Source organism: Microbacterium sp. AB (assembly GCF_032878875.1).
Classification (GTDB): domain Bacteria; phylum Actinomycetota; class Actinomycetes; order Actinomycetales; family Microbacteriaceae; genus Microbacterium; species Microbacterium betulae.
Genome location: NZ_CP118157.1, coordinates 3,074,601 through 3,100,281 on the forward strand (window position 1 = coordinate 3,074,601; position 25,681 = coordinate 3,100,281).

Consider the following 25,681-nt stretch of genomic DNA (forward strand, 5'->3'; position numbering starts at 1 on the left):
CCCGGCACGGGCCCGCTCCGCGCCGCAGTCTCGAACCATGACCGTCACCATCGCCGCGCGCACCGCGCAGAAGTTCCTGTCCGTCCTGCCGCACGTGTGCGGCTACGTCCCGCGGCGCAGCCTCGTCGTGGTCCCCGTCTCCGACGGCCTCACCGCCGGCGTGGCCCGGCTCGATCTGCCCCGCGACAAAGCGGCGTGGGCCGAGGTCGCGGCCACCGCGCTCGGCATCGTGTGCCGCCTGCGCGACGTCACCCGGTTCACGGCCGTCGTCTACACCGACGAGCCCCTCCGCGACGAGGACGGCGTCGCGCTCGGGGGCTTCATCGACTACCTCCGCGAGCGTGCCGGCCACTGCGGTCTCGAGATCGTCGACGCGCTGTGCGTCGCCGCCGACGGCTGGGGGTCGTATCTCGCCGGCGTCCTCCCCGAGCACGGCCGTCCGCTCGACGAGATCGCGTTCGAGGGTGCGCTGCCTCCCGGCGTCGCGCCTTCGCCCGTGGCCGCCGACCAGGGCGAGGGGACCGATCTGCCGGTCGTCGACCTCGCCGAGAAGGAGCGCGTGGGGCGCGCCCTCCGCGATCTCGAGCGCGCCTGCGAGGCCATCGCGGAAGACAGCCGGGCGGGCGGGTCGGGCGAGGTCGCGAGCCGCGTCCCCGACGCGGAACGGCGCGGCCTCGACGGCATCGCCGGCATCCCCGCCCGTGCCCTCGCGACGGCATGCCTGCTCGGGCGCCTGCCGGCCGTGTTCGAGGAGAGCCTCGAGGAGGACCCCGAGGATCTCGACCCCTCCCTCGCGGCCGCTCTCGTGTGGGCGCTGGGGCGACCGCACTTCCGCGACGTCGCGCTCTCGCAGTGGAGTCTCGACCTCGACGAGGGTCACGCGACGCTCGCCTTCAACGAGCGATGGGCGGCCGGCGACCGCGCAGAGCCCGAGGGCCCCGTGCGCCTCATGGGAGAGGGGCCGCGCCCCGACGCGGAACGCCTCGAACGCGCGCTCGCGCTCGTCCGGCGTCTCGCCGCCGCCGCGCCCCGCGATGCGCGCGTCGGCCCGCTCGCGGCCGCGGGCTGGCTGAGCTGGGCGCTCGGACGGGCGACGCATGCCGCGCAGTACGTCGCACGCGCCGCCGAGATCGACCCGGAGCACGGCCTCGCGGGGATCATCGGGTCGATGCTGGAGGCCGGCTATCTGCCGCCGTGGGCCTTCGAGCGGCCCGCCGCATGAACGTCGGGGCGGGCACCCGGCGCCGTCGGACGCCGACGACTACTTCACGAGCGGGAAGAGGATCGTCTCGCGGATGCCGAGACCCGTGATCGCCATGAGCAGACGGTCGATCCCCATGCCCATCCCGCCCGTGGGAGGCATGCCGTGCTCGAGCGCACGGAGGAACTCCTCGTCGATGCGCATGGCCTCGTCGTCGCCTCGATCGGCGAGCTTCGCCTGCTCGACGAAGCGCTCCCGCTGGATGACGGGGTCGACGAGCTCGGAGTAGCCGGTCGCGAGCTCGAAGCCGCGCACATACAGGTCCCACTTCTCCACGACGCCCGGGTCGGTGCGGTGCTCGCGCACGAGCGGGCTCGTGTCGAGCGGGAAGTCCATGACGAAGGTCGGGCGCGTGAGGTGCTGCTTCACGAAGTGCTCCCACAGCTCCTCGACGAGCTTGCCGTGCGTCGCGTGCGGGGGGACGTCGACGCCGCTCGCCTCCGCGAGCTTCAGGAGCGCGTCGAACGGCGTCTCTGGGGTCACCTCGACGCCCGCGGCCTCCGACAGCGACGGGTACATCGAGACACGGTCCCAGTCGCCGCCGAGGTCGTACTCCGTGCCGTCCGCCCACGTCACCCGGGTGTCTCCCGCGACCGCGACGGCGGCGTACTGGACGAGCTCCTGCGTGAGGTCGGCGATGCCGTTGTAGTCGCTGTAGGCCTGGTAGGCCTCGAGCATCGCGAACTCGGGGCTGTGCGTGGAGTCCGCACCCTCGTTGCGGAAGTTCCGGTTGATCTCGAAGACCCGGTCGATGCCTCCGACCACGGCGCGCTTGAGGTAGAGCTCGGGCGCGATGCGCAGATACAGCTCGGTGTCGAAGGCGTTCGAGCGTGTGATGAACGGGCGGGCCGTCGCGCCTCCCGGCTGCACCTGGAGCATGGGCGTCTCCACCTCGACGAAGTCGTGGGCGTCGAACGTCGCGCGCAGGCTCGCGTTGACCCTCGCCCGGGCGCGCACCGTCTGGCGCGCCTGGTCGCGCACGATGAGGTCGAGGAAGCGGCTGCGCACGCGCCCCTCCTCGCTCAGCTCGGTGTAGAGGTTCGGCAGCGGCAGCACGGCCTTGGCCGCGACCCGCCATCCGCTCACCATGATCGACAGCTCGCCGCGGCGGCTCGAGATGACCTCACCGGAGACGAACACATGATCGCCGAGGTCGACGAGCTCCTTCCACTGCGCGAGCGACTCCTCGCCCACGTTCGCGAGCGACACCATCGCCTGGATGCGCGAGCCGTCCCCGGCCTGCAGGCTCGCGAAGCAGAGCTTGCCCGTGTTGCGGCTGAAGACGACGCGGCCGGCGACGCCCGCGGTCACGCCCGTCTCGGCGCCGGCCTCGAGGTCGCCGTACTCCGCGCGCAGGGCGGGGATGGTCGTCGTGACGGGCACGCTCACGGGATACGCGCCGCCCGCCGCGGTGTCCCGCTCGGCGATCAGCCGCTCGCGCTTCGCGAGACGCACCGCCTTCTGCTCGAAGATGTCCTCTTCGGGCGTCTCGACGGCGTTCTCGACGGGCGTTTCAGGCATGCGGGGGCTCCTCAGGAAAGTCTGCCGACAAGTCTAGTCAGCGCATCCCGGCGTCCCCGCCGTGCCCGTCCCCGCCGTCCCGCCGCCGGACGGCGGTCAGTCGGGGTCGGGCGGCAGGTCGGGAATCGCCGGGGTCGCCTCGGTGAGCGCCTCGTCGACCGTGGAGCGGACGAGCGCGGAGAGGTAGCCGCCGGGGTTCTCCACGCCGATGCCGCGCAGGAGGCCGGTCGCCTGGCGCACGATCTGCCGGGAGAACTCCGACGCCGTCTCGATCGCCTCCGCGTAGGCGGCGCGATCCGCCTCGTCCACGACGACGGGCTCGCAGCCGAGCTCCACCGCGAGCGCCTGCGCGATCGGCAGCACGGGCGCGGGCGCGGTGACCGCCGCGTAGGCGGCCGCGAGCTGGCGCAGGTCCATGGTCGTCCCGGTGAACGTGATCGCGGGATGCACCGCCAGCGGGATCGCGCCCTTCTCCGCGGCCGGCCGCAGCACGTCGATGCCGTAGGAGGCGTCGGTGTGCAGCAGGAGCTGTCCCAGCTGCCAGGCCCCCACCTCGGCCAGCCCGGCGACGAGACCCGGCAGCTCCGACCGCGGCACGGCCAGGATCACGAGCTCGCTGCGGCGGATGACCTCCGGCGCGTCCAGAACGGGCGCATCCGGCAGCACGGCCGAGGCGCGCTCGTCGTCCGAGCTGCTCGTGATGCCCGTGATCGCGTGGCCGGCGCCGGCCAGCGCCGCGCCGATCACGGGGCCCACCCGGCCCGCGCCGATGATCCCCACTCCGAGTCGTCCGTCGCGTCGCACGCGCTCGACCCTACGCGAATCGATCCCCGCATGGTCATCCCGCGCACGCGGCCGAGCCGACGACGGCTCCCCCGCCCGTCCCGCTCATTGGTGCCGAAGTGCCGCTATGAGGACTCATACCCGCCCTTCCGCACCGATCCTCCCCCGCCCATCCCGCTCGTTGGTGCGGACGTGCCGTTATTCGGGCGTGAGAACGGACTTCGGCACCGACGAACGCCGCGACAGCGGTCGGACGACGCCGTCAGGCCTGCGGCACGGCGGAGGGAGCGACCGGCTGCGGCGCGTACTGGCCCCAGCGGTGGGTGTGGTCGCGGGAGGCGGCCTCCACGGCTCCTCGGCTCGTCTGCTCGAGCAGCGCGACGGCGTCCTCGCGTTCCAGCCCCACGATCTGCCCCGAGATCGGCCCGGCCACGGTGTGCGCCTGACCCCAGGCGACGCGCTGCAGCCGGTCGACCGGGCCCTGAGCGATCGAGACGCCCTGCAGCCGCGCGAGCGGGAAGATCGCGAGCTTGCGCCAGATCCGTCCCCGGCGCAGCAGCAGCCCGAACTCGGTGATCGCATAGCCGTGGCGTCGCCACGACACGGGCCGACGCCACCACGCGCGGGCGGGGATGGTGCGATACGGGTCCGAGTCGGTCGGCCCGAGGATCCCGTGCTCCCACACGAGGGGCACGTCGGCGACGGGCGCGTCCGGCAGGATGAGGGCGAGCACGCGCTCGACGTCCTCGCGCTTGCCGACGGGCAGCACGACGTTGAACTGCTGCGCGCCGCTGGACTGCTGCGCCGCGGCGCTCTTCCCCGACATCCGGTTGATCTTGACCGTCCACCATCCGAACGGACGCCAGAGCAGCGACTGCGACACCTCCACGGCGAAGATGCGCCCCGGCGGCAGCGTCTCGGTCACGGTCGTGAGCAGTCCGTACGTGATGCGCACGCCGTCGGGGGTGGGGGCGATGGCGTACCTCAGCGACTTCGAGATCTGCGCCCAGGTGATCGCGACGGCGGCGAGCACCAGGGGGATGCCCACGCCGAACCCCGCGCCCAGCAGCACGAGGAAGCCGTCGCCGTCCTCGTTGGAGAGCGCCAGCGGCAGCATCGCCACGACGAAGACGGCGAGGATCACGCCGAAGAACGCCAGCCACAGCACGCCGCTGATGACCTGCGACCCGATGAGGCGACCGGCGGGGATCTTCACGACGCTCTCGGGCGCGACGTCCGTCAGGTCGACGCCGTCGATGAGGCCGCTGACCCCCTCGTTGAGGTTGCCGACGAACTGCTCGCGCACCCCCGGCGCCGGCGCCGCGACGCCGCTGCGCGCCGCCTCGCGCGCCGCGCGGGCTCCGGAGGCGAGACGCAGGATGTCTCCGCGCACCGACTCTGCGCGGCTCGTGGCGAGATACTCCAGCGCCACGTTGGCGTCGGCGCCCGCTCCGACGACCTCGAGCTTGGCCATCCCGATGAGGCGTGCGGGGAAGGGACGGGTGAGGTTCACGCCCTGCACGCGGTCGAGCGGCGCGCGCCGGTGAGAGCGGAAGACGATGCCCTTGCGCACCTCGACGTGCTCGTCCGTGATGCGGAACTGCTGGAACCGCCAGACGAACCAGAACAGGAGGACCAGCACGACGACGACGCCGAGCGTCCAGAGCAGCGCGGCGAGGGCGAGGTTGTTCGCGAGGACCCAGTCGAGCGGGTCTCCCCCGCCGTAGTCCTCGACGTGCGCCTCGTCCGGCGTGAAGAGGGCCACCGCCCAGAAGATCAGGCGGTCCCGCATGCTGCTGAGGACCACGCCGGCGACGATGATGAGCGCGAGCCCGCCCTTGAAGAGCGGCGTCAGCGGATGCAGCCGGTGCCACGCGCCGTCCGCGAGCGACGACGATCCGCCGCCGGGGAGCACGGGCGCCTCCGGCGGAACGGGCGGCTGCGCGGTCACAGACCGGTCCTGCGCGTCTCGGCGACGTCGATGAGGGTGTCGCGCAGCGCCTCCGCCGCCTGCTGGCCGATGCCGGGGATCTCGACACCGGTGGTCGCCGCCGCGGTCACCATCTTGAGCTTGGAGATGCCGAACGCCCGGTCCATGGGGCCGTGCGTGATGTCGACGAGCTGCATGCGGCCATACGGGACGGCCACCATCCGCTGCCACAGGATGCCCTTGCGGAAGACGATGTCGTCGGCGCGCAGCATGTAGCCGAGCGCGCGGGCCTGGCGAGGGAGGACGACCAGGGACGCGACCGTGACGAGCACGATCGCGCCGGCAACGATCCAGATCCAGAGCTGCCCGTCCGTGAAGGCCCAGACGGCCGCAGCCGCCGCGACGACGACGACGAGGAAGATCGCGTTCTGCACGAACTGCGAGACGACGTACTTCGGCGAGATCTGGTGCCAGGTCCCGTCGAGCGCGAGGCCGCCGCTCCGTCGCGGCTCGCGGATGGCCGTGTACGTGCCCTCGTCGAGAGCGGACGGCTGCGGCACCTCCGCCGCGGAGGCGGCGGGCTCCCCGGATGTCGTCGGCGCCGACCCCTGCGGCGGCACGGGCCGCTCCGGCACGGGCGGGAGGCCTGCGCGTGCCGCGGCGCGGGTCAGCGGCGGGTCAGCGGGGTTCGAGCCCGGCTGCGGGGTCATCGGGCTGTCGCTCATCAGGATCCTTCGGCAGCGTGCAGAAATGCTCGGCGATCAGCGCCGCGACTGTGAGGAGTGCTCCCGCGACCGCCGTCGCGATGATCGTCCCCACCGACCCTAGCGCGGGGGCGACCGGTCTGGTGAAGACGTAGAGGAGGAGACCGAGCGCGGCTCCTCCGACCACGGCGCCGAGGATGCTCGACGACTTCGCGAGCATCGCTATGCGCAGCGCGCGGAACGGATCGACGCGCGGGGCCTCCGGGTCCTGGAGGGAGCGGCGGACGGGCCACGCGAGGGCGAGGCAGAGGCCGCCCAGCAGCACGAGCAGGACGGGCAGCATGAGGGCGGGGGCGAACGTCGGCCGGCCCGCCGAGGTGAGGACGTGGTCGAGGAGGTAGCCCGCGCCGCCGCCGATCACGGCCGCGACGAGGAGGGTGAGCGGGCTCGTGCGCGTCATCGTGGTTCCTCTCCCAGCGCGGCGAGCAGGGCGTCCGCGCGTCCGCGCCCCGGGAGCACCGCCTCGGGGTCGACGTCGAGCCAGGGCGCGAGCACGAAGGCGCGCTCCCCCGCGCGCGGATGCGGGAGCGTCAGCGCCGGGTCGTCGGAGACGACGTCTCCGTAGGCGATGAGGTCGAGGTCGAGGGTCCGGTCCCCCCACCGCTCGCGGCGCACGCGGCCATGACGCTCCTCGATCGCCTGCAGGAAGCCGAGCAGCACGGTCGGCGCGAGCCGCGTCGTCACGAGCGCGACCGCGTTGAGATACGCCGGCGCGGTCTCGTCCGGGCCCTCGGGCTTGACCGCGATCGTCTCGACGGGCGCCGAGCACACGACGCGCTCCGTCAGGGGCAGCCGCTCCAGCTCGCGGACGGCCGCGTCGAGCGTGCCGGAGCGGTCGCCGAGGTTCGCGCCGAGGGCGACGACGGCCGTCACGGGATGGCGGCGATCGCGGACGGGCGGATCGCCCAGCGGCTTCGCCAGGTCGCGGCTCATTCGAGGCTCCGGTTGAAGGCCTCGACGCGCTCGCGGACGCTCCCGTGCACGGTCACCGAGACATCCGCGAACGGCGCCCGGATGGGAGCGTGCGGCTTGTGCACCGTCACGGCCGCGAAGATCACCCTCTCGTCCTCGAGCACGGCGTCGGCGATGCGGTGCGCGAGGGTCTCGATGAGGTTGACGGGCTCCCCCGAGACGATCGCGACGACCTTCTCGGCCAGCTCGCCGTAGTGCACGGTGTCGGCGACGTCGTCCGTCTCGGCGGCGCGCGCCGTCGCGAGCGAGAGCCGCAGGTCGACCGTGAACTCCTGCCCCTCCTCGCGCTCGTGCGCGAAGACGCCGTGGCGTCCGAAGGCGGTGAGCCCCGTCAGCTCGATGAGGTCGAGAGGATGCATGGCCTCAACCCTGCCAGTCCCGCGCGACGGCGAGCGCATCCCGCGTCGCCGCCGCGTCGTGCACGCGCACGCCCCATGCCCCCGCCTGCGCGGCGAGCACGCTCGTGACGGCCGTCGCGAGGTCGCGACGCGGAAGGGATGCGCCCTCGCCGAGCGCCGAGCCGAGGAAGCGCTTGCGCGACGTGCCGACGAGCACGCGGTGGCCGAGCGCCAGGACGTCGTCGAGCTCGCGCAGCAGCGCCCAGTTCTGCGCGCCGCGCTTGGCGAACCCGACGCCGGGGTCGAGGATGATCCGATCGGGCGCGACGCCTGCCGCGATCGCCGCGTCGGCGCGGGCGGCGAGCTCGGACGCGACCTCGCGCCCGACGCGCTCGTACGACGCCTGCGCGTACATGTCGGCGGACGGCCCGCGCCAGTGGCCGAGGGCGATGTCCACCCCGGCGTCCGCCGCGACACGGAGGATGTCCGGGTCGGCCAGGCCCCCCGACACGTCGTTGACGATCGCGGCGCCGGAGGCGACCGCCAGCGCGGCCGTCTCCGCCCGGTAGGTGTCGACGCTCACGACCGCGCCGTCCTCGGCGAGCGCCCGGACGACGGGGATCACGCGGCGGATCTCCTCGCTCGCGCCGACGGGCTCGGCGCCGGGCCGCGTCGACTCGCCCCCGACGTCGACGACCGTCGCGCCGTCCCGCAGCAGGCCCCGGCCGTGCGCGATCGCCTCCGTCGCCGTGAAGTGATCCCCGCCGTCCGAGAACGAGTCGGGGGTGACGTTGACGATGCCCCAGATCGAGGTCATCCGGCCTCCTCCGGCGAGACGCCTCCGCCGAGGGCGATGAGCGAGACGATCTCGCCGCGCGCCGCGGGCTCGGCGAGCTCCCCCCGCGCGGCGATCGTCACCGTGGAGCTGTCGCTCTGCCGCCCGCCGCGCATCGTGACGCACTGGTGCACGGCGTCGAGGACGACGAGGACGCCGCGTGTGTCGATGGCGCCGTCGATCGCGTCGGCGATCTGCTCGCCGAGCCGCTCCTGCACCTGCGGGCGCGCGGCGAGGACGTCGACGACCTTCGGCAGCGCGCCGAGCCCGACGACCTCCTCCCCCGGGAGGTACGCGATGTGCGCGTGCCCGGCGAAGGGCAGGAGATGGTGCTCGCACATCGAGCGGAACCGGATGCCGCGCAGCAGCACCGCCCCCGACGGGAGCGTGTCGGGAGCGGGGCCGCGGCTGACGCTGATCGTGTGCGAGAGCGGCTCGGCCGGATCCTGCCCGAGCCCCGCGTAGAACTCGGCGTAGGCGTCGGCCACGCGATGCGGCGTCTGCCGCAGCCCTGCGCGATCGGGGTCCTCTCCGATCGCGACGAGCAGCTCGCGCGTGAGGTGCGCGACGCGCTCCCGGTCGACGGTCACGCGCCGTCCGTCACGCCGTCGCTGGCCGGGCGCGGCCGGTCGCCGGTCGCGTCGTCGCCTGCGAGGAGGACGGCTGCTCGGCCGCGGCGCTCGCCGCGATGCCGTCGAGCGGTCGCTTGCTCGGCACGTCGATGGGCGGAAGCGCCGACACCGGCCGGTCGCTCGACGACAGCCACTGCGGGCGCTCGGGCAGCTTCTCGATGTCCTGGAAGATCTGCTCGATCTGGACGTGGTCGAGCGTCTCGTGTTCGAGGAGCGCGAGGGCGAGCTTGTCGAGGATGTCGCGGTTCGCGTTGATGACCTCGTAGGCCTCGTTGTGCGCCTGCTCGATGAGCGCGCGCACCTCGCCGTCGACATGCTCCGCGACGCGCTCCGAGAAGTCGCGCCCGTGGCCCATGTCCTTGCCCATGAAGACCTCGCCGCTCGATCCGCCGAGCTTGACGGGGCCGACGGCGGTGGTCATGCCGTACTCGGTGACCATCTTGCGGGCGATGCTCGTGGCCTTCTCGATGTCGTTGGACGCACCCGTGGTGGGGTCGTGGAACACGATCTCCTCCGCGACGCGGCCGCCCATGGCGTACGCGAGCTGGTCCTGCAGCTCGTTGCGGGTGACGGAGTACTTGTCCTCGAGCGGCAGCACCATCGTGTAGCCGAGCGCCTTGCCGCGGGGGAGGATGGTGATCTTCGTGACGGGGTCGGAGTAGCGCATCGCCGCCGCGGCGAGGGCGTGGCCGCCCTCGTGGTAGGCCGTGATGAGCTTCTCCTTGTCCTTCATGACGCGCGTGCGGCGCTGGGGACCGGCGATGACGCGGTCGATCGCCTCGTCCATCGCCCGGTCGTCGATGAGCTGCGCGTTCGAGCGCGCCGTGAGGAGCGCGGCCTCGTTGAGCACGTTCGCGAGATCCGCGCCCGTGAAGCCCGGCGTCTTGCGCGCGACGACCTCGAGATCGACGTTGTCGGCGAGCGGCTTGCCCCGGCTGTGGACCTTGAGGATCTGCACGCGCCCCTTGAGGTCGGGGGCGTCCACGCCGATCTGGCGGTCGAAGCGGCCGGGACGCAGCAGAGCGGGGTCGAGGATGTCGGGGCGGTTCGTCGCCGCGATGACGATCACGTTGACCTTCGGGTCGAAGCCGTCCATCTCGACGAGCATCTGGTTGAGCGTCTGCTCGCGCTCGTCGTGCCCGCCGCCCATCCCGGCGCCGCGGTGACGGCCGACGGCGTCGATCTCGTCGATGAAGATGATGGCGGGGGAGCTCTCCTTGGCCTGGTTGAACAGGTCGCGCACGCGGCTCGCTCCGACGCCGACGAACATCTCCACGAAGTCGGATCCCGAGATCGAGTAGAACGGCACGCCGGCCTCGCCGGCCACCGCGCGGGCGAGCAGCGTCTTGCCCGTCCCGGGAGGGCCGTACAGCAGCACGCCCTTCGGGATGCGGGCGCCGACCGCCTGGAAGCGCGCGGGATCCTTCAGGAACTCCTTGATCTCCTGCAGCTCCTCGACGGACTCCTCCGAGCCCGCGACATCCGCGAACGTCACGTCGGGATGCTCCTTGTTCGTGAGCTTCGCGCGCGACTTGCCGAACTGCATGACGCCGCGGCCGCCGCCCTGCGCGCTCGACATGAGGAACCAGAAGAGCAGGCCCAGGAGGAGGATCGGGATCGCCAGCGACAGCAGGCTGTCCCAGATCGTCGCACGCGGCACGGCGTCGTCGTACCCGTCGGCAGGCGCCGCGGCGTCGACGGCCTCCACGACCTCGTCGGCGCGCGCGGAGACGTAGTAGAACTGCACGTCGGTCGCGCCCTCGTACGCCTCGCTCAGGTGCATGTCGACGCGCTGGTCGCCGTCCGTGATGAGCACCTCGGAGACGGTGTCGCCGTTCAGCAGCTCCAGGCCGTCCTGCGTGGAGATCTGCTTGGGCGCACCCAGGTTGGAGATGAGCGTGAAACCGACGATGAGCAGCACGCCGACCAGCAGGATGTAGATCAGCGGGTTGCGAGTGAGCTTCTTGACGTCCATACCTGAGGTGTCTTCCTCCCGTCGACGCGACAAGCGCGTTTGATCGTCTCAGGCTACCCCGGTGCGACTATGCGCCCTCTGGGATTCGCCCACGGCGTACGGGGCGGCCGCTCAGGCGTAGACGTGCGGCGCGAGCACGGCGACGTCGCGGAGGTTGCGGTAGTGCTCGTCGTAGTCGAGGCCGTATCCGACCACGAACTCGTTGGGGATGTCGAAGCCGAGGTAGCGGCAGTCGATCTCGACCTTCGCGGCGTCGGGCTTGCGCAGCAGGGCGAGCACCTCGATCGACTCGGCGCCGCGGGAGGCGAAGTTGCTCAGGAGCCAGCTGAGGGTGAGGCCGGAGTCGATGATGTCCTCGACGATGAGGACGTGATGGCCCTCGAGCGGGGTGTCGAGATCCTTGCGGATCTGCACGACGCCGCTCGACTTCGTGCTCGACCCGTAGCTCGACACGGCCATCCAGTCCATGACGACGTCGCGCGTGAGGCATCGCATGAAGTCGGCCATGACCATCACGGCGCCCTTGAGCACGCCGACGAGGAGGAGCTTCTTGCCCTCGTAGTCCCGCTCGACGAGGGCGGCGAGCTCACGGAGCTTGGCCTGGATCTCCTCCTCGGTGACGAGGACGCGATCGATGTCACCGGCGATGTCCGCAGCACGCATGGATGCCATCCTACGTTCCGCGGCCGTGCGCTCTTCCCGCCCGCGCGTCCGGCCCCCGTCAGGCGCCGAGGCGCGATCGGTGGTGCGCCGCGAGACGCGAGAGGCCCTCGTCGATCGAGACCGACGGCGACCAGGCGAGGTCGCGGCGGGTGTCGCGCAGGTCGAACCAGTGCGCCGTGGACAGCTGCTCGGCGAGGAAGCGCGTCATGGGCGGCTCGTCGGCGCCCGGGCGGACGGCCCAGACGCGCTCCACGACCGATCCCGCCGCGCGCGCCAGCCCCGCGGGGACGCTCCACGCGGGCGGACGGACTCCCGCGGCGAGGCAGATGCCGGCGAGCAGCTCGCCGACGGGTCTCGGCTCGCCGTTGGTCAGCAGGTAGGCGCGGCCGTGGGCCTGCTCCGTCCGGTCGAGGGCCGCGACGATCCCCGAGGCGGCGTTGTCGACGTAGGTGGAGTCGATGAGCGCCGTGCCGCCGTCGAGGAGCGGAAGGCGCCCGCGCCGGGCGCGCTCGACGATCCGCCCGACGAGCTGGGTGTCGCCCGGGCCCCACACGAGGTGGGGCCGCACCGCGACGACCCTCGTCGACGCGGTGTCGCGCGAGAGCGCGAGGAGCTCGGCCTCGGCCTTCGTCCGCGCGTAGTCGCCCCGTGCCCGCTCCGGCGACGCCGGCTCGGCGCCGACCCCCGCGAGGGCGGACCCGGCGTGCGCCACGGACGGCGACGAGACCTGCACGAAGCGGCGGACGCCGGCCTGTGCCGCGGCGTCGAGGAGCACGCGCGTGCCCTCGACGTTGACGGCACGGAAGTCCGACCTGTCGCCCGCGAGCGAGACCTTGGCGGCGAGGTGGACGACGCCCTCCGCGCCCGCGACCGCCCGGCCGACGTGTGCCGGGTCCGTCACGGAGCCGAGGACGTCCTGCGCCCCCTCGACGCCCGACGGCCGCCGCTGGAGCGTGCGCACCTCATGGCCGGCCGCGATGAGCTCCCCCGCGACGGCGCGCCCGAGGAAGCCGGATGCCCCGGTCACGACGACGATCACGGCGCCACGGGCCTTCCGCCCCCGAGGACGCCCTCGGCCCAGCCGGAGAGACGGGTGCGGTCGATCTTCGAGTTGTGACGGATGTCGGTCGGGAGCTGCGGGACGGCGAGGACGGCGACCAGCGGCAGGCTCACGGCGCGCCGGACGTCCGCCGCGAGATCCGGCGAGGCGAGGCCGGGCCGCGTCGTGGACGGGAGCGTCTCCACGACGGCGACCGCCTGGCGCAGTCCGTGCGGCCCGATGCCGACGACGGCCGCACGGCGCACGGCGCCGAGCCGTTCGGCCTCCTGCTCGGGCCCGACGGGGGCGACGGGCCCGTCGGCGGTGACGATGACGTGCGGCAGCCGCCCCTCGACCCACAGGCGCCCCTGCGCGTCGAGGTGCCCGATGTCTCCCGTGCGGTGCCAGCGGCCTCCGTCCTGCGGCAGGTCGCGGGCGGCCTCCCGGTCGGTGAGCCACAGCCGGTCGTAGCCGTGCTTGAGATGCGGCGCCGAGACGACGACCTCCCCGAGGACGCCCGGCTCCCCGGACGGCGACCCCGTCGCGGCGCCGTCCGCGTCGAGGGCGCTGACGAGCACGCGGTTCTCGCCGATGGGGGTTCCCACGCAGACGCCGCGGTCGGGAGCCGTCTCGGCGGCGCGGATGCCGTCGAGCGTGATGTCGGTGACGAGCAGGCACTCGGTCATGCCGTACGGGGTGTGTGCGACCGCGTGCGGCATGATGCCGTTCGTCGACTCCAGGAGCGCCCGGCCGACGGGCGCTCCCGTGGACAGGAAGGTCCGGACCCGGGCGAGCGCCTCCCGGTCCGGCGCCGTGAGCTCCCCCGCCGTGGCGACGACGTTGAGGATCGCGGCGGGCGAGAGGAAGACGATCTCCGCATCCGACTCTCGAGCCGCCGCGGCCACCGCTCGGGCGGTGAGCGTGCGCGGCGCCGAGACGTCCATGTCGGGGGTCACAGACAGGGTCCCGAAGGCGGGGCCGAGGAGGGCGAACGGCGCGAAGCCCGTCACGAGGCCGCTCTCGCGCGTCACCTGGAAGTGCGCCGCGAGGGTGTCGCGCAGCGCCGACAGCTGGCCGTGCGTGTAGACGACGCCCTTGGCGGGCCCCGTCGAGCCGGAGGTGAACAGGACGGCGGCCCGCTCGTCCGGAGCGGGCGCTGCGGGCAGGACGGCGCCCGCGCCGAGCTCGGCCAGCTCCGCGAGCGTGTGCGACACGCCGAGCGCGCGTCGCGCGGCTCCCGTGAGCGCCGGCGCGGAGATCCTCACACCCGGCCATCCCAGGACGCGCGCCGCGGCGAGCCCGGCGCGCTCGCCGATGATGTACGCCGGCCACGCGCCGCGGACCGCGCGCGTGAGCCCCCGCACGCCGAGCCCGGCGTCGGCGACGACCACCACGGCGCCGATGCGCAGGCAGGCGTAGATCGCCGCCGTGAGCGTCGCCCCCGGAGGGACGAGCAGCGACACGCGGTCGCCCCGGCGCACGCCGATGCGGTGGAGCCCCGCGGCGATGCTGCGGACCCGGTCGTCCAGCAGCCGCCAGCTCACCCGGCGCGGCACGCCGCCGGAACGCCGCGCCATGTCGACGACCGCCGTCGTGTCGTCGTCGCGTCGCGCCTCGAGCGCGGCCCACAGCGGGGCATAGCCCTCCGGAGCGACGGCGGCCTCGGCGGGATCGGGCACGCCGGCGTGCTCCCGTGCGTGCGGAGCCGCCAGGCGCTCCCGGTGCCGGACCAGCCAGGCGGCCATCGCGTCGGCGTACGGACGATCCTCGGCGACGAGGTGCCCCGCGCCCTCGAAACGGTGGACGTCGGCATGCGGAAGGCGCCGGACGAGATCGTCGAGGTAGCGGTCGGAGAACACGGGATCCTTCGGACCCCAGAGGATCAGCGCGGGGACGGCGAGCCCCGCGACCCCCGTGGCGATCCGCTGCAGTTCGGCGTGGCTCTCGTGACCGGCATGGGCGGGGATGTCCGCGACGAACCCACCGATGCCGCGCCGGCGCGCGGCGGTGCGGTACGGCGCGCGGTACGCGTCCTTGACGGACGGCTCGAGCGGCGGCGAGGCGAGCGCCAGGGTGGTCTCGAGGAACGCCGCGGTGCGCGTGGTCGCCGTGGCGAGCACGGCGCGCGCCCCCGCGAGCCGGAGCGGCGCGGGGATGGGCACGCCCTCCGGGTGGTGCACCGCCGTGTTCAGCAGGACGACCCCCGCCAGGCGGTCGGGGTTGTCGGCCGCCCAGGAGAGCGAGACGGCGCCTCCCCAGTCGTGGCCGAGCGTCACGACGGGCCCGTCGATCCCGAGGGCGTCGGCGAACGCGGCCAGGTCCGAGGTGCGCTGCGGAAGCGGACGGTGCACCGCGGTCCTCTCGGACCATCCCATCTCCAGCTGATCGACCGCGACGAAGCGCCACGCGGGGCCGCCCTCCTCGGCCAGCCGCACCGACGCGGCCAGGGCCTCGCGCCACAGGTACGACCACGTGGGGTTGCCGTGGACGGCGAGGATCGTGCCCACGGCGGGCACGCCGATCCGGGCGAGCTCGTCGGCCGTGTCGAGGTAGTGCCAGGTGCGGTGCGCGCCCTCGTCCGCTGCGCGCCCCTCCACCGTCACGAGGCGGCTGAAGCGAGGATCCAGCCCGGGGAGGCCGGACGGCAGGTGCGATGCGGGCTCCGTCACCAGGCGATCTCCATCATGGCCGTGTTGAGCCCCGAGCCCACGCCCATGAGCAGCACGCGGTCGCCCTTCGCGAGCGTGCTGCTCTCCTCGACGAGCGTGATGGGGATCGAGGCGGGCCCGACGTTGCCGTAGCGCGAGTACGTGACGGGGACCCGGGAGCGGTCGAGCGACGCCGCCTCGACGATCGCGTTCGTGTGCGCGGACGACACCTGATGCGTGATGTAGCGGTCCATGGACGTCCAGCTCCACTCCGACGACGCCTCCCTCCACGCGGAGACGACGAGCTCCAGGCCGCCCTTGAGCAGCGCCCGCGCGTCGGTGAACATGCCGTCGACGCTGCCGACGCACAGCTCGTGGAACTGCGTGGCGGCGCGTGTGACGCCGCCGAGGATGCGGTGCCCGTCCGGATGCTCGTCCGCGCGGCCGAGGACGGCGGCGGCGGCGCCGGAGCCGAGCGTGAGGGAGGCGAACTCGCTCATGAAGCTCTCGCGGTCGATGTCGGAGCGGAGGAGCCGGTTGACGGTGTTCACCTGGATGTCGTCGGCGTCCTCGCCGTTCACGACGACGGCGTAGCGGATCTGCCCCGACTCGATCATGCTCGCCGCCAGGCTCATCCCGTTGAGGAAGCCCAGGCAGGCGTTCGCGACGTCGAAGTTGACGGCCGAGGTGGGCATCCCGAGCCCGTGGTGCAGCCGCACGGCGACCGAGGGCTCGAGGTGCTTGCGGGTCACCGAGGTGTTCACGAGCAGCCCGACCTCGGACGCGTCGACGCCCGCCTCCGCAAGCGCGCGCCTGCCCGCCTCGATCGTCGCGTCGTCGGAGGACTCGCCCTCGGCCCAGTTGCGGCGTTCGAGGACGCCCGCGACCCGGCGCAGGAGGCCCGTCTGCAGGCGCACCCTTTTCAAGGCGGACGCGAGGCGGCCCTCGATCTCGTCGGATGTGGTCACGCGGCTGGGCAGCTCGCTCGTGACCGACAGCAGCGCGACGTTGTGGAAGCGTGTGGTCGCATTTCCGGGCACGTGACCTCCGTACGGAACGAGCCGACTTCCGTGCCCGTCTGAAACGACGATCTTATGCGCTCGAGTATGCGCCGAGGTCCATATGAGTCGTGTCGCGCGTTCAGGAGCGGGCGACGAGCCGGATGAGCCCCGCCTCGCGCGCGGCGGTGAAGCCGGGCAGGTCGATCGGCCCCTGGCCCCGCCAGCCGGAGACGAGGCGGGCGACCTCGAGGGTCTGCGTGCGCGTCAGGCTCGCGCCGAACTCGCTCCGCGCGACGTGCCGGATGATCCGGTGCCGCAGGGCGGGCGGGTTCGCCGCGAGCGCGGAGACCGAGATCGCGATGCCCGCGTCGACGTGCTCGACGATGTCCTCGATCGTCTCGTCGATCATGTCGGCGAACGCCTCGTTGTCCTCGCGCAGCTGCTCGGCGGTGCGGGCGAGCGCGTCCGCGACGCCCGGGCCGAGCTCCGACTCGAGCAGGGGGAGCACGGTGCGCCGGACCCGCACGCGCGAGAACCGCTCCTCGTGGTTGTGGGGGTCGCTCCAGGCCTCCAGGCCGGAGGCGGCGCAGAACGCCTCCGTCTGGGCGCGGCGGATGGCCAGGAGGGGACGGATCCACGCGAGGCCGCGCTCGTCGAGGCGGTGCGGCGACATCCCGGCGAGGCTCCCCGCGCCGGCGCCTCGGGCGAGGCCGAGCAGGACGGTCTCGGCCTGGTCGTCGAGGGTGTGGCCGAGCAGCACGGCCGCGGCCCCCGTCTCCGCGGCGACCGCGCGCAGGGCGGCGTGGCGCGCGTCGCGGGCGGCGGCCTCGGGGCCGGCGCCGACCGCCACCTCGACGCGGACGGTGCGCGCCTCCGCGATCCCGGTATCCCGGGCCTGGGCCGCCGCACGCGCGGCGACATCCGCGGAGCCGGCCTGCAGGCCGTGGTCGATCGTCGCGCTCGCGACGCCGAGCCCGAGCCTCGGCGCCTCGAACGCCGTCGCCGCGGCGAGGGCGAGCGAGTCGGGGCCGCCGGAGAGGGCCACGAGGACGGTCGCATCGGAGCCCTCGAGCGGGGCGAGGGCCGTGCGCACGGCGAGCCGGACGGCGGCGACATCGGGGGAGAGCACCCGTCAACGCTATCGCCGGGCGGCGGAAGGACTCACGCCCATCCGGCCCACGGCTAGGGTTTTACCTGTCAGATTCACAACCACGGAGGACACAATCGCATGGGCGCGTACGACGCAGTCATCGAGATCCCGCGCGGCAGCCGCGTGAAGTACGAGGTCGACCACGGCACGGGCCGCGTGTTCCTCGACCGCGTGCTGTACACGACGTTCGGCTACCCCACCGACTACGGCTTCTTCGACAACACCCTCGGCGAGGACGGCGACCCGCTCGACGTGCTCGTGCTGCTCGACTACCCGGTCTACCCCGGGGTCGGCGCCACCGTGCGCCCCGTCGCCGTGCTCAAGATGAGCGACGAGGCCGGCGGCGACGACAAGGTCGTCGCCGTGCTCGCGAAGGACCCGCGGTGGGACCACATCCAGGACGTCGACGACATCCCGGAGCACACCCGCAATGAGATCGCGCACTTCTTCGAGCACTACAAGGACCTCGAGCCGAACAAGTGGGTGAAGGTCGACGAGTGGGCCGGCGCCGCCGAGGCCGAGCGCCTCATCGCGGAGGCGTATGCGCGCTTCGAGGAGGAAGAGGGCAGGACCCAGACGCAGGGCGAGGGCGAGCTGCCCGACACGCGCTCCTGAGACATCCGCTCACGCGAAGAGGGCCCGCCGTCCGGCGGGCCCTCTTCCGTCCCGGCTCGGGGTCAGACCCAGATGCCTCGCGCGGCCATGAAGTCGATGGGGTTCACGGTGGCGCCGTTCACGTACACCTCGAAGTGGAGGTGGCATCCGAACGAGTTGCCCGTGTTCCCTTCGAGGGCGATGAGCTGCCCCGCCTCGACCCACTGGCCGTTGCCCACGAGCAGCCCGCCGTCGACGATGTGGGCGTAGCCGGTGGCCGTGCCGTCGCCGTTGTCGATCCTGATGTAGTTGCCGTAGCCGCCGTTGTAGCCGGAGTAGACGACCGTGCCGGAGTGCGCGGCGTAGATCGCCGAGCCGCAGCCCTGAGCGAGGTCGACGCCCGCGTGGAACGACGTGGAGCAGTAGCTCGATCCGCACTGCTGGCTGCGATAGCCGTAGCCGGAGGTCTGCACGCCGTTGTTCGGCCGGACCCATCCGCCGGAGCCGTTCTGCGTGGTGCCGCCGCCGTTGTCGGCCGGGGCCTCGTTGCCGCCACCGCCGCCCCCGCTGTTGTTCTGCTCTTGCTGCTGCTGCTGCTGTTGCTGTTGCTGCTGTTCGAGCTGCTGCTGTTGCTGCTGCTGCAGGAGGAGGCGCTGACGCTCCGCCTCCTCGCGTGCGCGCTGCTCGGCCTCGCGGCGCAGCTGCTCCTCGTACTGGCGCTTCGCCTCGACGCCCTCTTCGTACTCGGCCGTCGTCTTGCTGGTCGTGTCCTTAAGGGCGGCGAGCTGCGCCTCGAGGGTGATGAGGTTCTCCTCCTGGTCGGCGAGGGCGGCCTCGGCCGCCTGCTGCGCCTCCAGGGCGGCCGCCATCTTCTCCTCGGCGATCTTCTGAAGACGGTCGCGCTCGGTACGGGCGACCTCCGCCTGGTCGGTGAGCGACTGGGCGGAGTCGCGCGCGGCGGCGGCCTGGGCGTAGACGGACTCGTTCCGCTCGATGAGCTTGTCCATCTGCCCCAGCTGGGTGAGCAGCTGGTCCGCGTTCTCGGAGGAGCCGGCGAAGAGGATCTCGAGGGACGTGTCGTCGCCGCCCGAACGCGCGAGCTGAGCGGCGAGGCGCGAGGCGGTGAGCGCGGCCTCGTCGGCCTTCGCCGACTGCTCGTCGGCCTGCTTCTGGAGCTCGTCCGCGCGGTAGGCGGCCTGGTAGTAGGCCTGCTGCGCCTCGTAGTAGGCGTCCGCCGCGGCCTCCGCGGCGGCCTGCGTCTCGGCGACGCGCTGCTTGAGACCGGCGATGAGGTTCTCGATGCGGGTCACTTCGGAGGCCTTGGCGGACTCGTCGTTCCGTGCCTTCTCGACGTCCGCCCATGACGGGTAGTCGTCGGGGTTGTACGTCGCCGCGACGGCGGCCGACCCGAACGGGCTGGCCACGGTCACCGCGCCGATCGCGGCGACACCGAGCACGGCTCCGATGGCCAACGCTCTGCGGCGCGACATCGGGTTCCAGAGGACGCGTCGCTCAGCGGCGGTGGGGGCGCAGTCGCACGCCTCCGCGGAATCGTCTACGGCGTCCATCACACCCTTCTCCACGCGAGTCACACACGCAACACTAACAACATCCGCCTCAATCGCCACGTCTGATTTCTGCGCGAGAGCAGAGGGGACGGGGCTCATCCTCCCCCGGACCCCCGCTCCGGCACGCCCGGCGCGCGGGAGGAGTTTGGTTTTTCCGCGGTGGTCTGCGTATGCTGGATCGTCGGCAAGCGTGAGCCCGCGGTTCACCCCGGCCCCATCGTTTAGCGGCCTAGGACGCCGCCCTTTCACGGCGGTAGCACGGGTTCGAATCCCGTTGGGGTCACACGAGCTGATACAATTGAAGATCGTGTGCGCAAGCACAAGTATGGCCCTGTAGCGCAGTTGGTTAGCGTGCCGCCCTGTCACGGCGGAGGTCGCGGGTTCAAGTCCCGTCAGGGTCGCTCCAAGCGACGGGCCTTCTCGGACACACACTGTCGAGAAGGCCTTTCGTGTCGGAGGCGACGGACAGCCGTCGCTCGGCTCTGTAGCTCAGTTGGTAGAGCGCACGACTGAAAATCGTGAGGTCACGGGATCGACGCCCGTCGGAGCCACTGGGACCCTCGTGCGGCTTCTACGCACGGGGGTTTCTTTGATTCTCCTGGTCAGCGGTGGTTTTCGCCGGTGACGTGCCTACGGTTGTCCACTGAGGCTTCGACGCCATCCAGGTCTCGAGATCCGACGATTCCTCGGCAGACATCGTCATCACCGTGTGGGAGTGACTGAACCCGCGGTCCACGGGAAGCCCCGTCCCGTGGGCCGCGGGTTCCACATCAGGCAGGGAAACTCGACCCACGAGCTCCAGGGCTCCGCAGTTACCGAAGTCGAGGTGTCGCTGCTTGACGTAGAGGCGAGAGCGCGCCGCGTCGAAACGACTAACCAAGCTGACCTTCCAACTGTTGCGAGAGCCTGCTGGAGCGTTAGCTGCACCCTCCAACTGCAGTTGCCCAACCTCTCGCACGCTCCAACTGAAGGCATGCATCTGTTGTAGTTTAAAGGGGTGGATGCAACTCGATTCGTAGATTCCGCGTTTGGCAGCGCCACGCGCGAGCCAGGCAAGAAGGACGCGTTCGTCTACTATCTCCCCAAGCCCATCCCCCGTCAGCTTGAGCTGTCGAGCACCGTGGTGGCCTCGCTATCGGAGGCGGATGCTGCCCTCGGTCACCTGCAGGGCCTCGGCATGCTCATCACTGACCCCAGTCTCCTCATCGGCCCGTACCTTCGCCGCGAGGCGCTTGCCAGTTCACGCATCGAAGGTACGCAGGCGTCGCTCTCCGATGTCTTTCAAGCGGAAGTGGACGCCGACGCGCGGAACGACGATACCGCCGAAGTGCAGCGCTACCTCGAGGCGACTTGGCAAGCGTACGAACTTGCCGGAACGCTCCCGATCACTCAGCGCCTCATTCTCCAGGTCCACGAGACGCTATTGACCGGCGTGCGCGGCGAGGAGAAGTCACCCGGCGAGTTCCGGCGATCCCCCGTGTGGGTCGGCCGCGCCGGAGCCACCCCCGACAAGGCGACGTTCGTGCCGCCCTTGCCCCAGCACCTCGGCGACCTCCTCGCAGACTGGGAGCGATTCGTGAACGACGACGGCCGCAGCCTCCCCGCGCTCATCCAGGCAGCGCTGATGCACTACCAGTTCGAAACGATCCACCCGTTCCTCGACGGCAACGGGAGGATCGGCCGGCTGCTCATCAACCTCCTGCTCATGGAACGTAAACGCCTCCCCCTGCCGCTGCTCTACCTCTCGAACTATTTCGAGACACACCGCGACGAATACTACGAGCGACTGCAGGCGGTGCGCGAGGACGCCGACGTCGAGGGCTGGCTCCTGTTCTTCCTCGATGCGGTCCACGCCCAGGCAGACGACGCCGTCGCCCGCTCTCGACGCCTCATCTCCATCCGTGAGAGCTACCACTCGGAGGCAATCAAGGAGCGCTCGAGCCTGCCCCGACTTGTCGACATCATCGTGCGCAACCCTTTCGTGACTGTGAAGTCCGTGCAGGATGTGCTTGAGCTAACGAATCAGGGAGCGCGAAACCTGATCAAGAACGCCGAGACGCGCGGCTGGCTTCGATCGCTCGGAACCCACGGCCGCGGTGGTCGCGAGCGCTGGTACTCCCCCGCGATCTTCGAGGTCATCGAACTGCCCATGAGATACACCGGAGAGTGATCGTCGTGCCGGTTCTGTGCCGGTAGCTCCACGGAAACCACCCTCGACCAACCATGACGATTTCCGCAGAATCGCGCGGCAAACGGCGACCGACAGGCACCCGCCACCCCGCCGCGTCCAACTGAGAATCGGGAGGTCACGGGATCGATGCCCGTCGGAGCCGCCACCTGAAACCCCCGGTTCGCCGGGGGTCTTCATCCCGACGATACGACGAGCGATCGCGGGTTCCCCGCAGCGGCACTCAGGACAGCGACACCCTTGAGGTGCCGTTCCGGGTTCCGCGAATCGACGGCATACGCCGCTGCCGTCGCGCCGAGCGAGTCCGGCACATCGACGTCGAACGCGCACCAGCCGCGATCGTGTCGGCGTCACGCCGCTGAAGCGCCTGCGCAGCCCCGGGAGATCGCAGCAGCGGGCGCAGCTGCCATCGCGTACGCGCACGAACGTTCCGTGCGACCACGACGTCGACCACATCGTCACCCCGCGTGAAGCGGTGCACGGGATTCCCGCACGAAGGTCCGAGCGCTTCGAAGCCAAGGCCCCTAAGCGCACCCGCGACAGCAGACACCGCCGCCGTCTCGATGTTCCGCAGCACGTCGACATCGCGGGTCGGGCGCGTCGCTTCGACGCGAGCACGGATCGCATGGACGTGGACCATGAGCCCACCAACGAGGGTCCAGCTCCCCGGCGGTGTCGCTTCAGCGATCTCGAACATCGGAGGCCACGGCTGGACGTCTCCGGGGACGGCTATGACGTGTGCGCGGCCAGCCATGCGCTCCTCATCCGATCCAGGGCGTCGAGACCAGCGGCTCGCACACGAGCCTGCGCGCTGCGCGCGGCATCGACGGCGACCAGCGCGCGGCGTCCCTTCCCAGCGGAACTCGACATCACGGAACCGATAGACATGGACCACTCCCTCGGCAGCCGGCACCAACAGCGCTTCGTCCATCAGCTCGTCGAGCGTGAGACCTTTCACGTCGCCGTGGACTTCACGGTGAGCCCCGGCGAGCCGGCCGCTGGAGTCGTCGACGATTCGATCCAGCGCGTTCTCCCCCGTCGGGCTGAGCAGGGCAGCAGCGCCCTCCACGTCACGCGACGCGAACCGGGCGACGACCACGCCACGAGCGAGCCACGACGCCAATGCCACCGGACCCCGCGAACGCACCAGCTCGGCGTGCCGCCCCGTGAGGTGCGTGCCCTCGGAGAGCGCGTCGATGATTGCCCGCGACGCGCTCGGCGCAAGCGGGCACCCTCTTGCCCCCCAAACGCTCACGAGAGAAGACGGACTGGCGCTCGACGAGCCAGACATCGCCGATACCCAGTCCCCGCGACTCGCCGCTGCGGAGCATCGCGAGAACCCGCCGCCGCGTCAGGCCGAGCCGCTCGGCAGTCTCGTTCGTCGTGAGATCAGACGTGTATCAATGTTCCTCTCGTGGAACATGTATGCACCTGCCCGCTGGGGTCGAGCATCCAGTCGGCCCTGTGGAACTCGGGCCACGTGCACGCAGCGGGCTCCCGCGTCGTCCTCATCGCCGGCTACGCGATCACCAACGACGCGACCTGAGGAGGATGGCCCGCCGGAGCTCGGAGGTCTTCCGCGACCGCGCTCGTCTCGACCCGGACGATGTGGCGCCGCCCCGGGGCCTCAGTCGGTCGTCGCCTTGCGACGATCCCGAACGGCCCCGATCACCGTTCCCGCGGCATAGAGGAACAGCGCTCCGGCGACCACGGAGACGACGATCGTGCGGTTGGATCCGTTGAGCACGTTGTTCACCCATCCCAGCAGAGGGACGCTGTACCAGAGCGTGCCGCGGATCTGCACGGCCTGCACCGGGTCGGGGTCGGGCGCGGCGTTGTTGTCCCCCTGCGTGACGAAGCTCAGCTCGCCGTCCGCGTAGGACTTCGAGATCACCCGGTGGCTCACCACGGCGGGTTCACCGGAACGGATCTGGTAGGTCACGACATCGCCGACCGCGATCTCGTCGACGGGCGTGGGGCGGATGACGACGAGGGTGCCCGGCGGCAGTCCCGGCTCCATCGACTGGGTGAGAACCGTCATGGCGCTGCCGCCGACGAGGGCGGGCACGCCGATGACGGCTGCCGCGACGCCGAGGATCAGCACGAGGACCGAGGCGCTGAGCGAGACCGCGAGGTAGTGCAGGAGGCTCTCGCTCGCCCTGACCCGGCGGGCCTCGTCACGACGACGGCGACGGGAGTCGGCGGCGCCGGAGGCCGCGATGCCGACGGGGAAGGATGCGGTGGAAAGGGTTGCCTGGGTCATGAGCATTTCACGCTGCCGATCCATCCGAAGAGGATGCTCGAGCGGACGACCGAGATCGTCGCGCTGGCGGGGGCGGTCGTGCCGGAGGCGGTGTCCTTCGCCTCGACCGCGAGGGTGTACGAGCCGTCGCGACTGATGGTGGAGCTGTCGATCGTGACGGACACCGTCGCCGAGGAGCTGTCGAGCGACACGACGTCGCCACCGGTGGCGGTGTCGTAGACGCGATACCTCACCGCCGCGCCGGCCGGCCTGTTGCTCGGAGCCGTCCACCTCAGAGTGACCGCGCGGCTGCCCGACGCAGCGCATGCCACGTCGGTCGCGGCGGCGATGCGATACACGCTCTGCGTGATGGCATCGGTGCTCGCCGTCGTCGTCCAGCTCGTGCCGACCGCGCCGGTCACGCTGAACGCCGCCGTGATGCTCTCCCCCTGCAGGGCCGCATTGGTGCCGGAGATCCGGGTCGCCACGCAGACGGTGACGCTCGCCCCCGGGTCGAGAGCGCGAGCCTCCTCGGGCAGCGCAGGAGCGCGGTCGGCGAGTGTCGTCGTGACGGTCCCGGTCGACGGGATCGTGGCGCCGCACGTGCCGACCCAGAGGATCAGGGCCGTCTTCTCCGCCAGGGCCGCGCTGCCGGTGAGCTGGTTGGCGAGCTCGTACGAGAGCGGCGCACCGCCGCTGTTCGTGATCGTGAGCGAGCCGGTCGCCGCGGTCGAGACGCTTCCGGTGTAGCGGTACGTGGTGTTGAGCTGACCGTCCTGGACGAGCGCCGTGCCGATCGTCGCGGAGGACGCGGTGGCGGAGAGCGCGGCCGACGCGTTCCACGCCGCCGCCGCCGTCCCGGAACCGGCGAGCACCGCGAGCGTGGCCAGGGCGGCGACGACGGCGAGAGCGCGACGGCGGATCATGAGCGGACCTGCGTTCCGGAGATCGAGAGGGTGAGAGGGGATGCGGCGTTGCCCGCCGCAGCGGCCGGGGCGCCGGCGGGCAGTCCGAGGCCGACGCAGAGGACGGTGCTCGCGCCCGGAGCCAACGTCGTGCCCAGCTCCGCGGGAGTCGCGCCACCGACCGCCACCGTGGCCACCGGGGTGACCTCGCCGCTCGCGCACGCGGCGGCGGAGTCGGCGGTTCCCAGGGAGACGACGAGGGCCTCCGTGAACGCCGTCGGCGACTCGGGTCCCGACACGGCGTCGAGGCTCAGGGCGAGCGGGGTGGTGCCGGTGTTGCCGATGCTGCTGGCGCCGTAGACCGTGTGACCCGGGTAGAGGCCGGCGGCCGAGAGCTCCAGAGGGGTGACCGAGAGCGCTGCGGAGCCCGCCTGCAGCGTGGCCGCCGAGCCCGTGGAGGCGGCCGCGGTCCAGACCGCGAACGTGCCCCCGCCGGCCAGGATGCCGAGGACGACGGCGCCGGCCGTGCCCAGTGCCCCGAGGAGCAGCCGCGCCGGCACCGAGCGGCGGCGGGGCTGCCTCTCTCGCTGCGAGAGGCGACGCGTGGGAAGGGACATCTCGAATCCTCGGGGCTCGGTCGGTGGGGCCCGCCTCGGATGAGGCGGGCCAGCG

24 protein-coding genes and 3 tRNA genes are annotated in these 25,681 nt (G+C 71.9%); 7 read left to right on the top strand and 20 right to left on the bottom strand.

Annotation, left to right across the window (positions count from 1 at the left end; genetic code table 11):
• Positions 1-37 precede the first annotated feature (37 nt).
• Positions 38-1,222: a DUF4192 family protein gene (locus N8K70_RS14560; protein WP_317139071.1), complete on the top strand. Its 1,185-nt coding sequence runs from the start codon at positions 38-40 to the stop codon at positions 1,220-1,222.
• Positions 1,223-1,261: 39 nt separating this feature from the next.
• Here N8K70_RS14560 and lysS read toward each other — a convergent pair whose 3' ends face one another.
• The 15 genes from lysS to tilS all read right to left on the bottom strand — a co-directional run bounded on the left by lysS (position 1,262) and on the right by tilS (position 17,491).
• The gene (gene lysS / locus N8K70_RS14565) at positions 1,262-2,782 is read right to left on the bottom strand and encodes a lysine--tRNA ligase (protein WP_317139072.1); all 1,521 of its coding nucleotides are present in this window, start codon (positions 2,780-2,782) and stop codon (positions 1,262-1,264) included.
• 96 nt (positions 2,783-2,878) lie between these two features.
• A complete protein-coding gene (locus N8K70_RS14570; RefSeq protein WP_317139073.1) occupies positions 2,879-3,586 on the bottom strand; it encodes a DUF2520 domain-containing protein in 708 nt (235 codons plus the stop codon).
• A gap of 241 nt (positions 3,587-3,827) precedes the next feature.
• Positions 3,828-5,516: a PH domain-containing protein gene (locus N8K70_RS14575; RefSeq protein ID WP_317139074.1), complete on the bottom strand. Its 1,689-nt coding sequence runs from the start codon at positions 5,514-5,516 to the stop codon at positions 3,828-3,830.
• Positions 5,513-6,220 carry a PH domain-containing protein gene (locus N8K70_RS14580; protein ID WP_317139075.1) on the bottom strand — a complete coding sequence of 236 codons (708 nt, stop codon included), beginning with the start codon at positions 6,218-6,220 and terminating at the stop codon, positions 5,513-5,515. The genes N8K70_RS14575 and N8K70_RS14580 overlap by 4 nt, the downstream gene beginning before the upstream one ends.
• Positions 6,174-6,659: a DUF3180 domain-containing protein gene (locus N8K70_RS14585; protein ID WP_317139076.1), complete on the bottom strand. Its 486-nt coding sequence runs from the start codon at positions 6,657-6,659 to the stop codon at positions 6,174-6,176. Before N8K70_RS14585 ends, N8K70_RS14580 begins: the two co-directional genes overlap by 47 nt.
• Positions 6,656-7,192, bottom strand: a complete 537-nt coding sequence (gene folK / locus N8K70_RS14590) for a 2-amino-4-hydroxy-6-hydroxymethyldihydropteridine diphosphokinase (protein ID WP_317139077.1) — start codon at positions 7,190-7,192, stop codon at positions 6,656-6,658. The genes N8K70_RS14585 and folK overlap by 4 nt, the downstream gene beginning before the upstream one ends.
• Positions 7,189-7,590, bottom strand: a complete 402-nt coding sequence (gene folB / locus N8K70_RS14595; protein ID WP_317139078.1) for a dihydroneopterin aldolase — start codon at positions 7,588-7,590, stop codon at positions 7,189-7,191. Before folB ends, folK begins: the two co-directional genes overlap by 4 nt.
• 4 nt (positions 7,591-7,594) lie before the next feature.
• Positions 7,595-8,386, bottom strand: coding sequence for a dihydropteroate synthase (folP, locus tag N8K70_RS14600; RefSeq protein ID WP_317139079.1), 792 nt, complete (start codon positions 8,384-8,386; stop codon positions 7,595-7,597).
• A complete protein-coding gene (gene folE, locus N8K70_RS14605) occupies positions 8,383-8,994 on the bottom strand; it encodes a GTP cyclohydrolase I (protein ID WP_317139080.1) in 612 nt (203 codons plus the stop codon). Before folE ends, folP begins: the two co-directional genes overlap by 4 nt.
• Before the next feature lie 10 nt (positions 8,995-9,004).
• Positions 9,005-11,011: an ATP-dependent zinc metalloprotease FtsH gene (ftsH, locus tag N8K70_RS14610; RefSeq protein WP_317139081.1), complete on the bottom strand. Its 2,007-nt coding sequence runs from the start codon at positions 11,009-11,011 to the stop codon at positions 9,005-9,007.
• A gap of 111 nt (positions 11,012-11,122) precedes the next feature.
• Positions 11,123-11,674 carry a hypoxanthine phosphoribosyltransferase gene (hpt, locus tag N8K70_RS14615; protein WP_317139082.1) on the bottom strand — a complete coding sequence of 184 codons (552 nt, stop codon included), beginning with the start codon at positions 11,672-11,674 and terminating at the stop codon, positions 11,123-11,125.
• A 58-nt stretch (positions 11,675-11,732) separates the two neighbouring features.
• Positions 11,733-12,713 carry an NAD-dependent epimerase/dehydratase family protein gene (locus tag N8K70_RS14620; RefSeq protein ID WP_317139083.1) on the bottom strand — a complete coding sequence of 327 codons (981 nt, stop codon included), beginning with the start codon at positions 12,711-12,713 and terminating at the stop codon, positions 11,733-11,735.
• The gene (locus tag N8K70_RS14625; RefSeq protein ID WP_394357843.1) at positions 12,710-15,385 is read right to left on the bottom strand and encodes an alpha/beta fold hydrolase; all 2,676 of its coding nucleotides are present in this window, start codon (positions 15,383-15,385) and stop codon (positions 12,710-12,712) included. Before N8K70_RS14625 ends, N8K70_RS14620 begins: the two co-directional genes overlap by 4 nt.
• Positions 15,379-16,401 (bottom strand): 3-oxoacyl-ACP synthase III, encoded by a 1,023-nt coding sequence (locus N8K70_RS14630; RefSeq protein WP_317139085.1) that lies wholly within the window; start codon positions 16,399-16,401, stop codon positions 15,379-15,381. Before N8K70_RS14630 ends, N8K70_RS14625 begins: the two co-directional genes overlap by 7 nt.
• A 100-nt stretch (positions 16,402-16,501) precedes the next feature.
• Entirely contained in the window at positions 16,502-17,491 is a 990-nt protein-coding gene (tilS, locus tag N8K70_RS14635; RefSeq protein ID WP_317139086.1) for a tRNA lysidine(34) synthetase TilS, read from the bottom strand.
• 99 nt (positions 17,492-17,590) lie between these two features.
• Here tilS and N8K70_RS14640 point away from each other — a divergent pair, with 99 nt between their 5' ends.
• Entirely contained in the window at positions 17,591-18,127 is a 537-nt protein-coding gene (locus tag N8K70_RS14640; protein WP_317139087.1) for an inorganic diphosphatase, read from the top strand.
• Between the two features lie 62 nt (positions 18,128-18,189).
• On the opposite strand, the gene N8K70_RS14645 is transcribed toward N8K70_RS14640, so the two are convergent.
• Positions 18,190-19,674, bottom strand: coding sequence for a peptidoglycan DD-metalloendopeptidase family protein (locus N8K70_RS14645; RefSeq protein WP_317139088.1), 1,485 nt, complete (start codon positions 19,672-19,674; stop codon positions 18,190-18,192).
• Between the two features lie 210 nt (positions 19,675-19,884).
• Here N8K70_RS14645 and N8K70_RS14650 point away from each other — a divergent pair.
• The 4 genes from N8K70_RS14650 (at position 19,885) to N8K70_RS14665 (ending at position 21,844) form a co-directional block, all read left to right on the top strand.
• A tRNA-Glu gene (locus tag N8K70_RS14650) sits at positions 19,885-19,957 on the top strand.
• A 44-nt stretch (positions 19,958-20,001) separates the two neighbouring features.
• A tRNA-Asp gene (locus N8K70_RS14655) sits at positions 20,002-20,075 on the top strand.
• 77 nt (positions 20,076-20,152) lie between these two features.
• Positions 20,153-20,225, top strand: a tRNA-Phe gene (locus tag N8K70_RS14660).
• A gap of 446 nt (positions 20,226-20,671) precedes the next feature.
• A complete protein-coding gene (locus tag N8K70_RS14665) occupies positions 20,672-21,844 on the top strand; it encodes a Fic family protein (RefSeq protein WP_317139089.1) in 1,173 nt (390 codons plus the stop codon).
• 241 nt (positions 21,845-22,085) lie between these two features.
• Here the strand turns inward: N8K70_RS14665 and N8K70_RS14670 are convergent, their stop codons facing one another.
• Positions 22,086-22,961: a hypothetical protein gene (locus N8K70_RS14670; RefSeq protein ID WP_317139090.1), complete on the bottom strand. Its 876-nt coding sequence runs from the start codon at positions 22,959-22,961 to the stop codon at positions 22,086-22,088.
• 315 nt (positions 22,962-23,276) lie between these two features.
• Between N8K70_RS14670 and N8K70_RS14675 the strand changes: the two genes are divergently transcribed.
• On the top strand, positions 23,277-23,408 hold the full coding sequence (locus tag N8K70_RS14675; RefSeq protein ID WP_317139091.1) for a hypothetical protein: 132 nt from the start codon (positions 23,277-23,279) through the stop codon (positions 23,406-23,408).
• Positions 23,409-23,489: 81 nt separating this feature from the next.
• Here the strand turns inward: N8K70_RS14675 and N8K70_RS14680 are convergent, their stop codons facing one another.
• Genes N8K70_RS14680 through N8K70_RS14690 form a run of 3 tightly spaced genes read right to left on the bottom strand, consistent with a single transcriptional unit; the run spans position 23,490 to position 25,626 of the window.
• Positions 23,490-24,125: a signal peptidase I gene (locus N8K70_RS14680; RefSeq protein ID WP_317139092.1), complete on the bottom strand. Its 636-nt coding sequence runs from the start codon at positions 24,123-24,125 to the stop codon at positions 23,490-23,492.
• Positions 24,122-25,030, bottom strand: a complete 909-nt coding sequence (locus tag N8K70_RS14685; protein WP_317139093.1) for a hypothetical protein — start codon at positions 25,028-25,030, stop codon at positions 24,122-24,124. Before N8K70_RS14685 ends, N8K70_RS14680 begins: the two co-directional genes overlap by 4 nt.
• Positions 25,027-25,626: a hypothetical protein gene (locus N8K70_RS14690; protein ID WP_317139094.1), complete on the bottom strand. Its 600-nt coding sequence runs from the start codon at positions 25,624-25,626 to the stop codon at positions 25,027-25,029. The genes N8K70_RS14685 and N8K70_RS14690 overlap by 4 nt, the downstream gene beginning before the upstream one ends.
• Positions 25,627-25,681 lie beyond the last annotated feature (55 nt).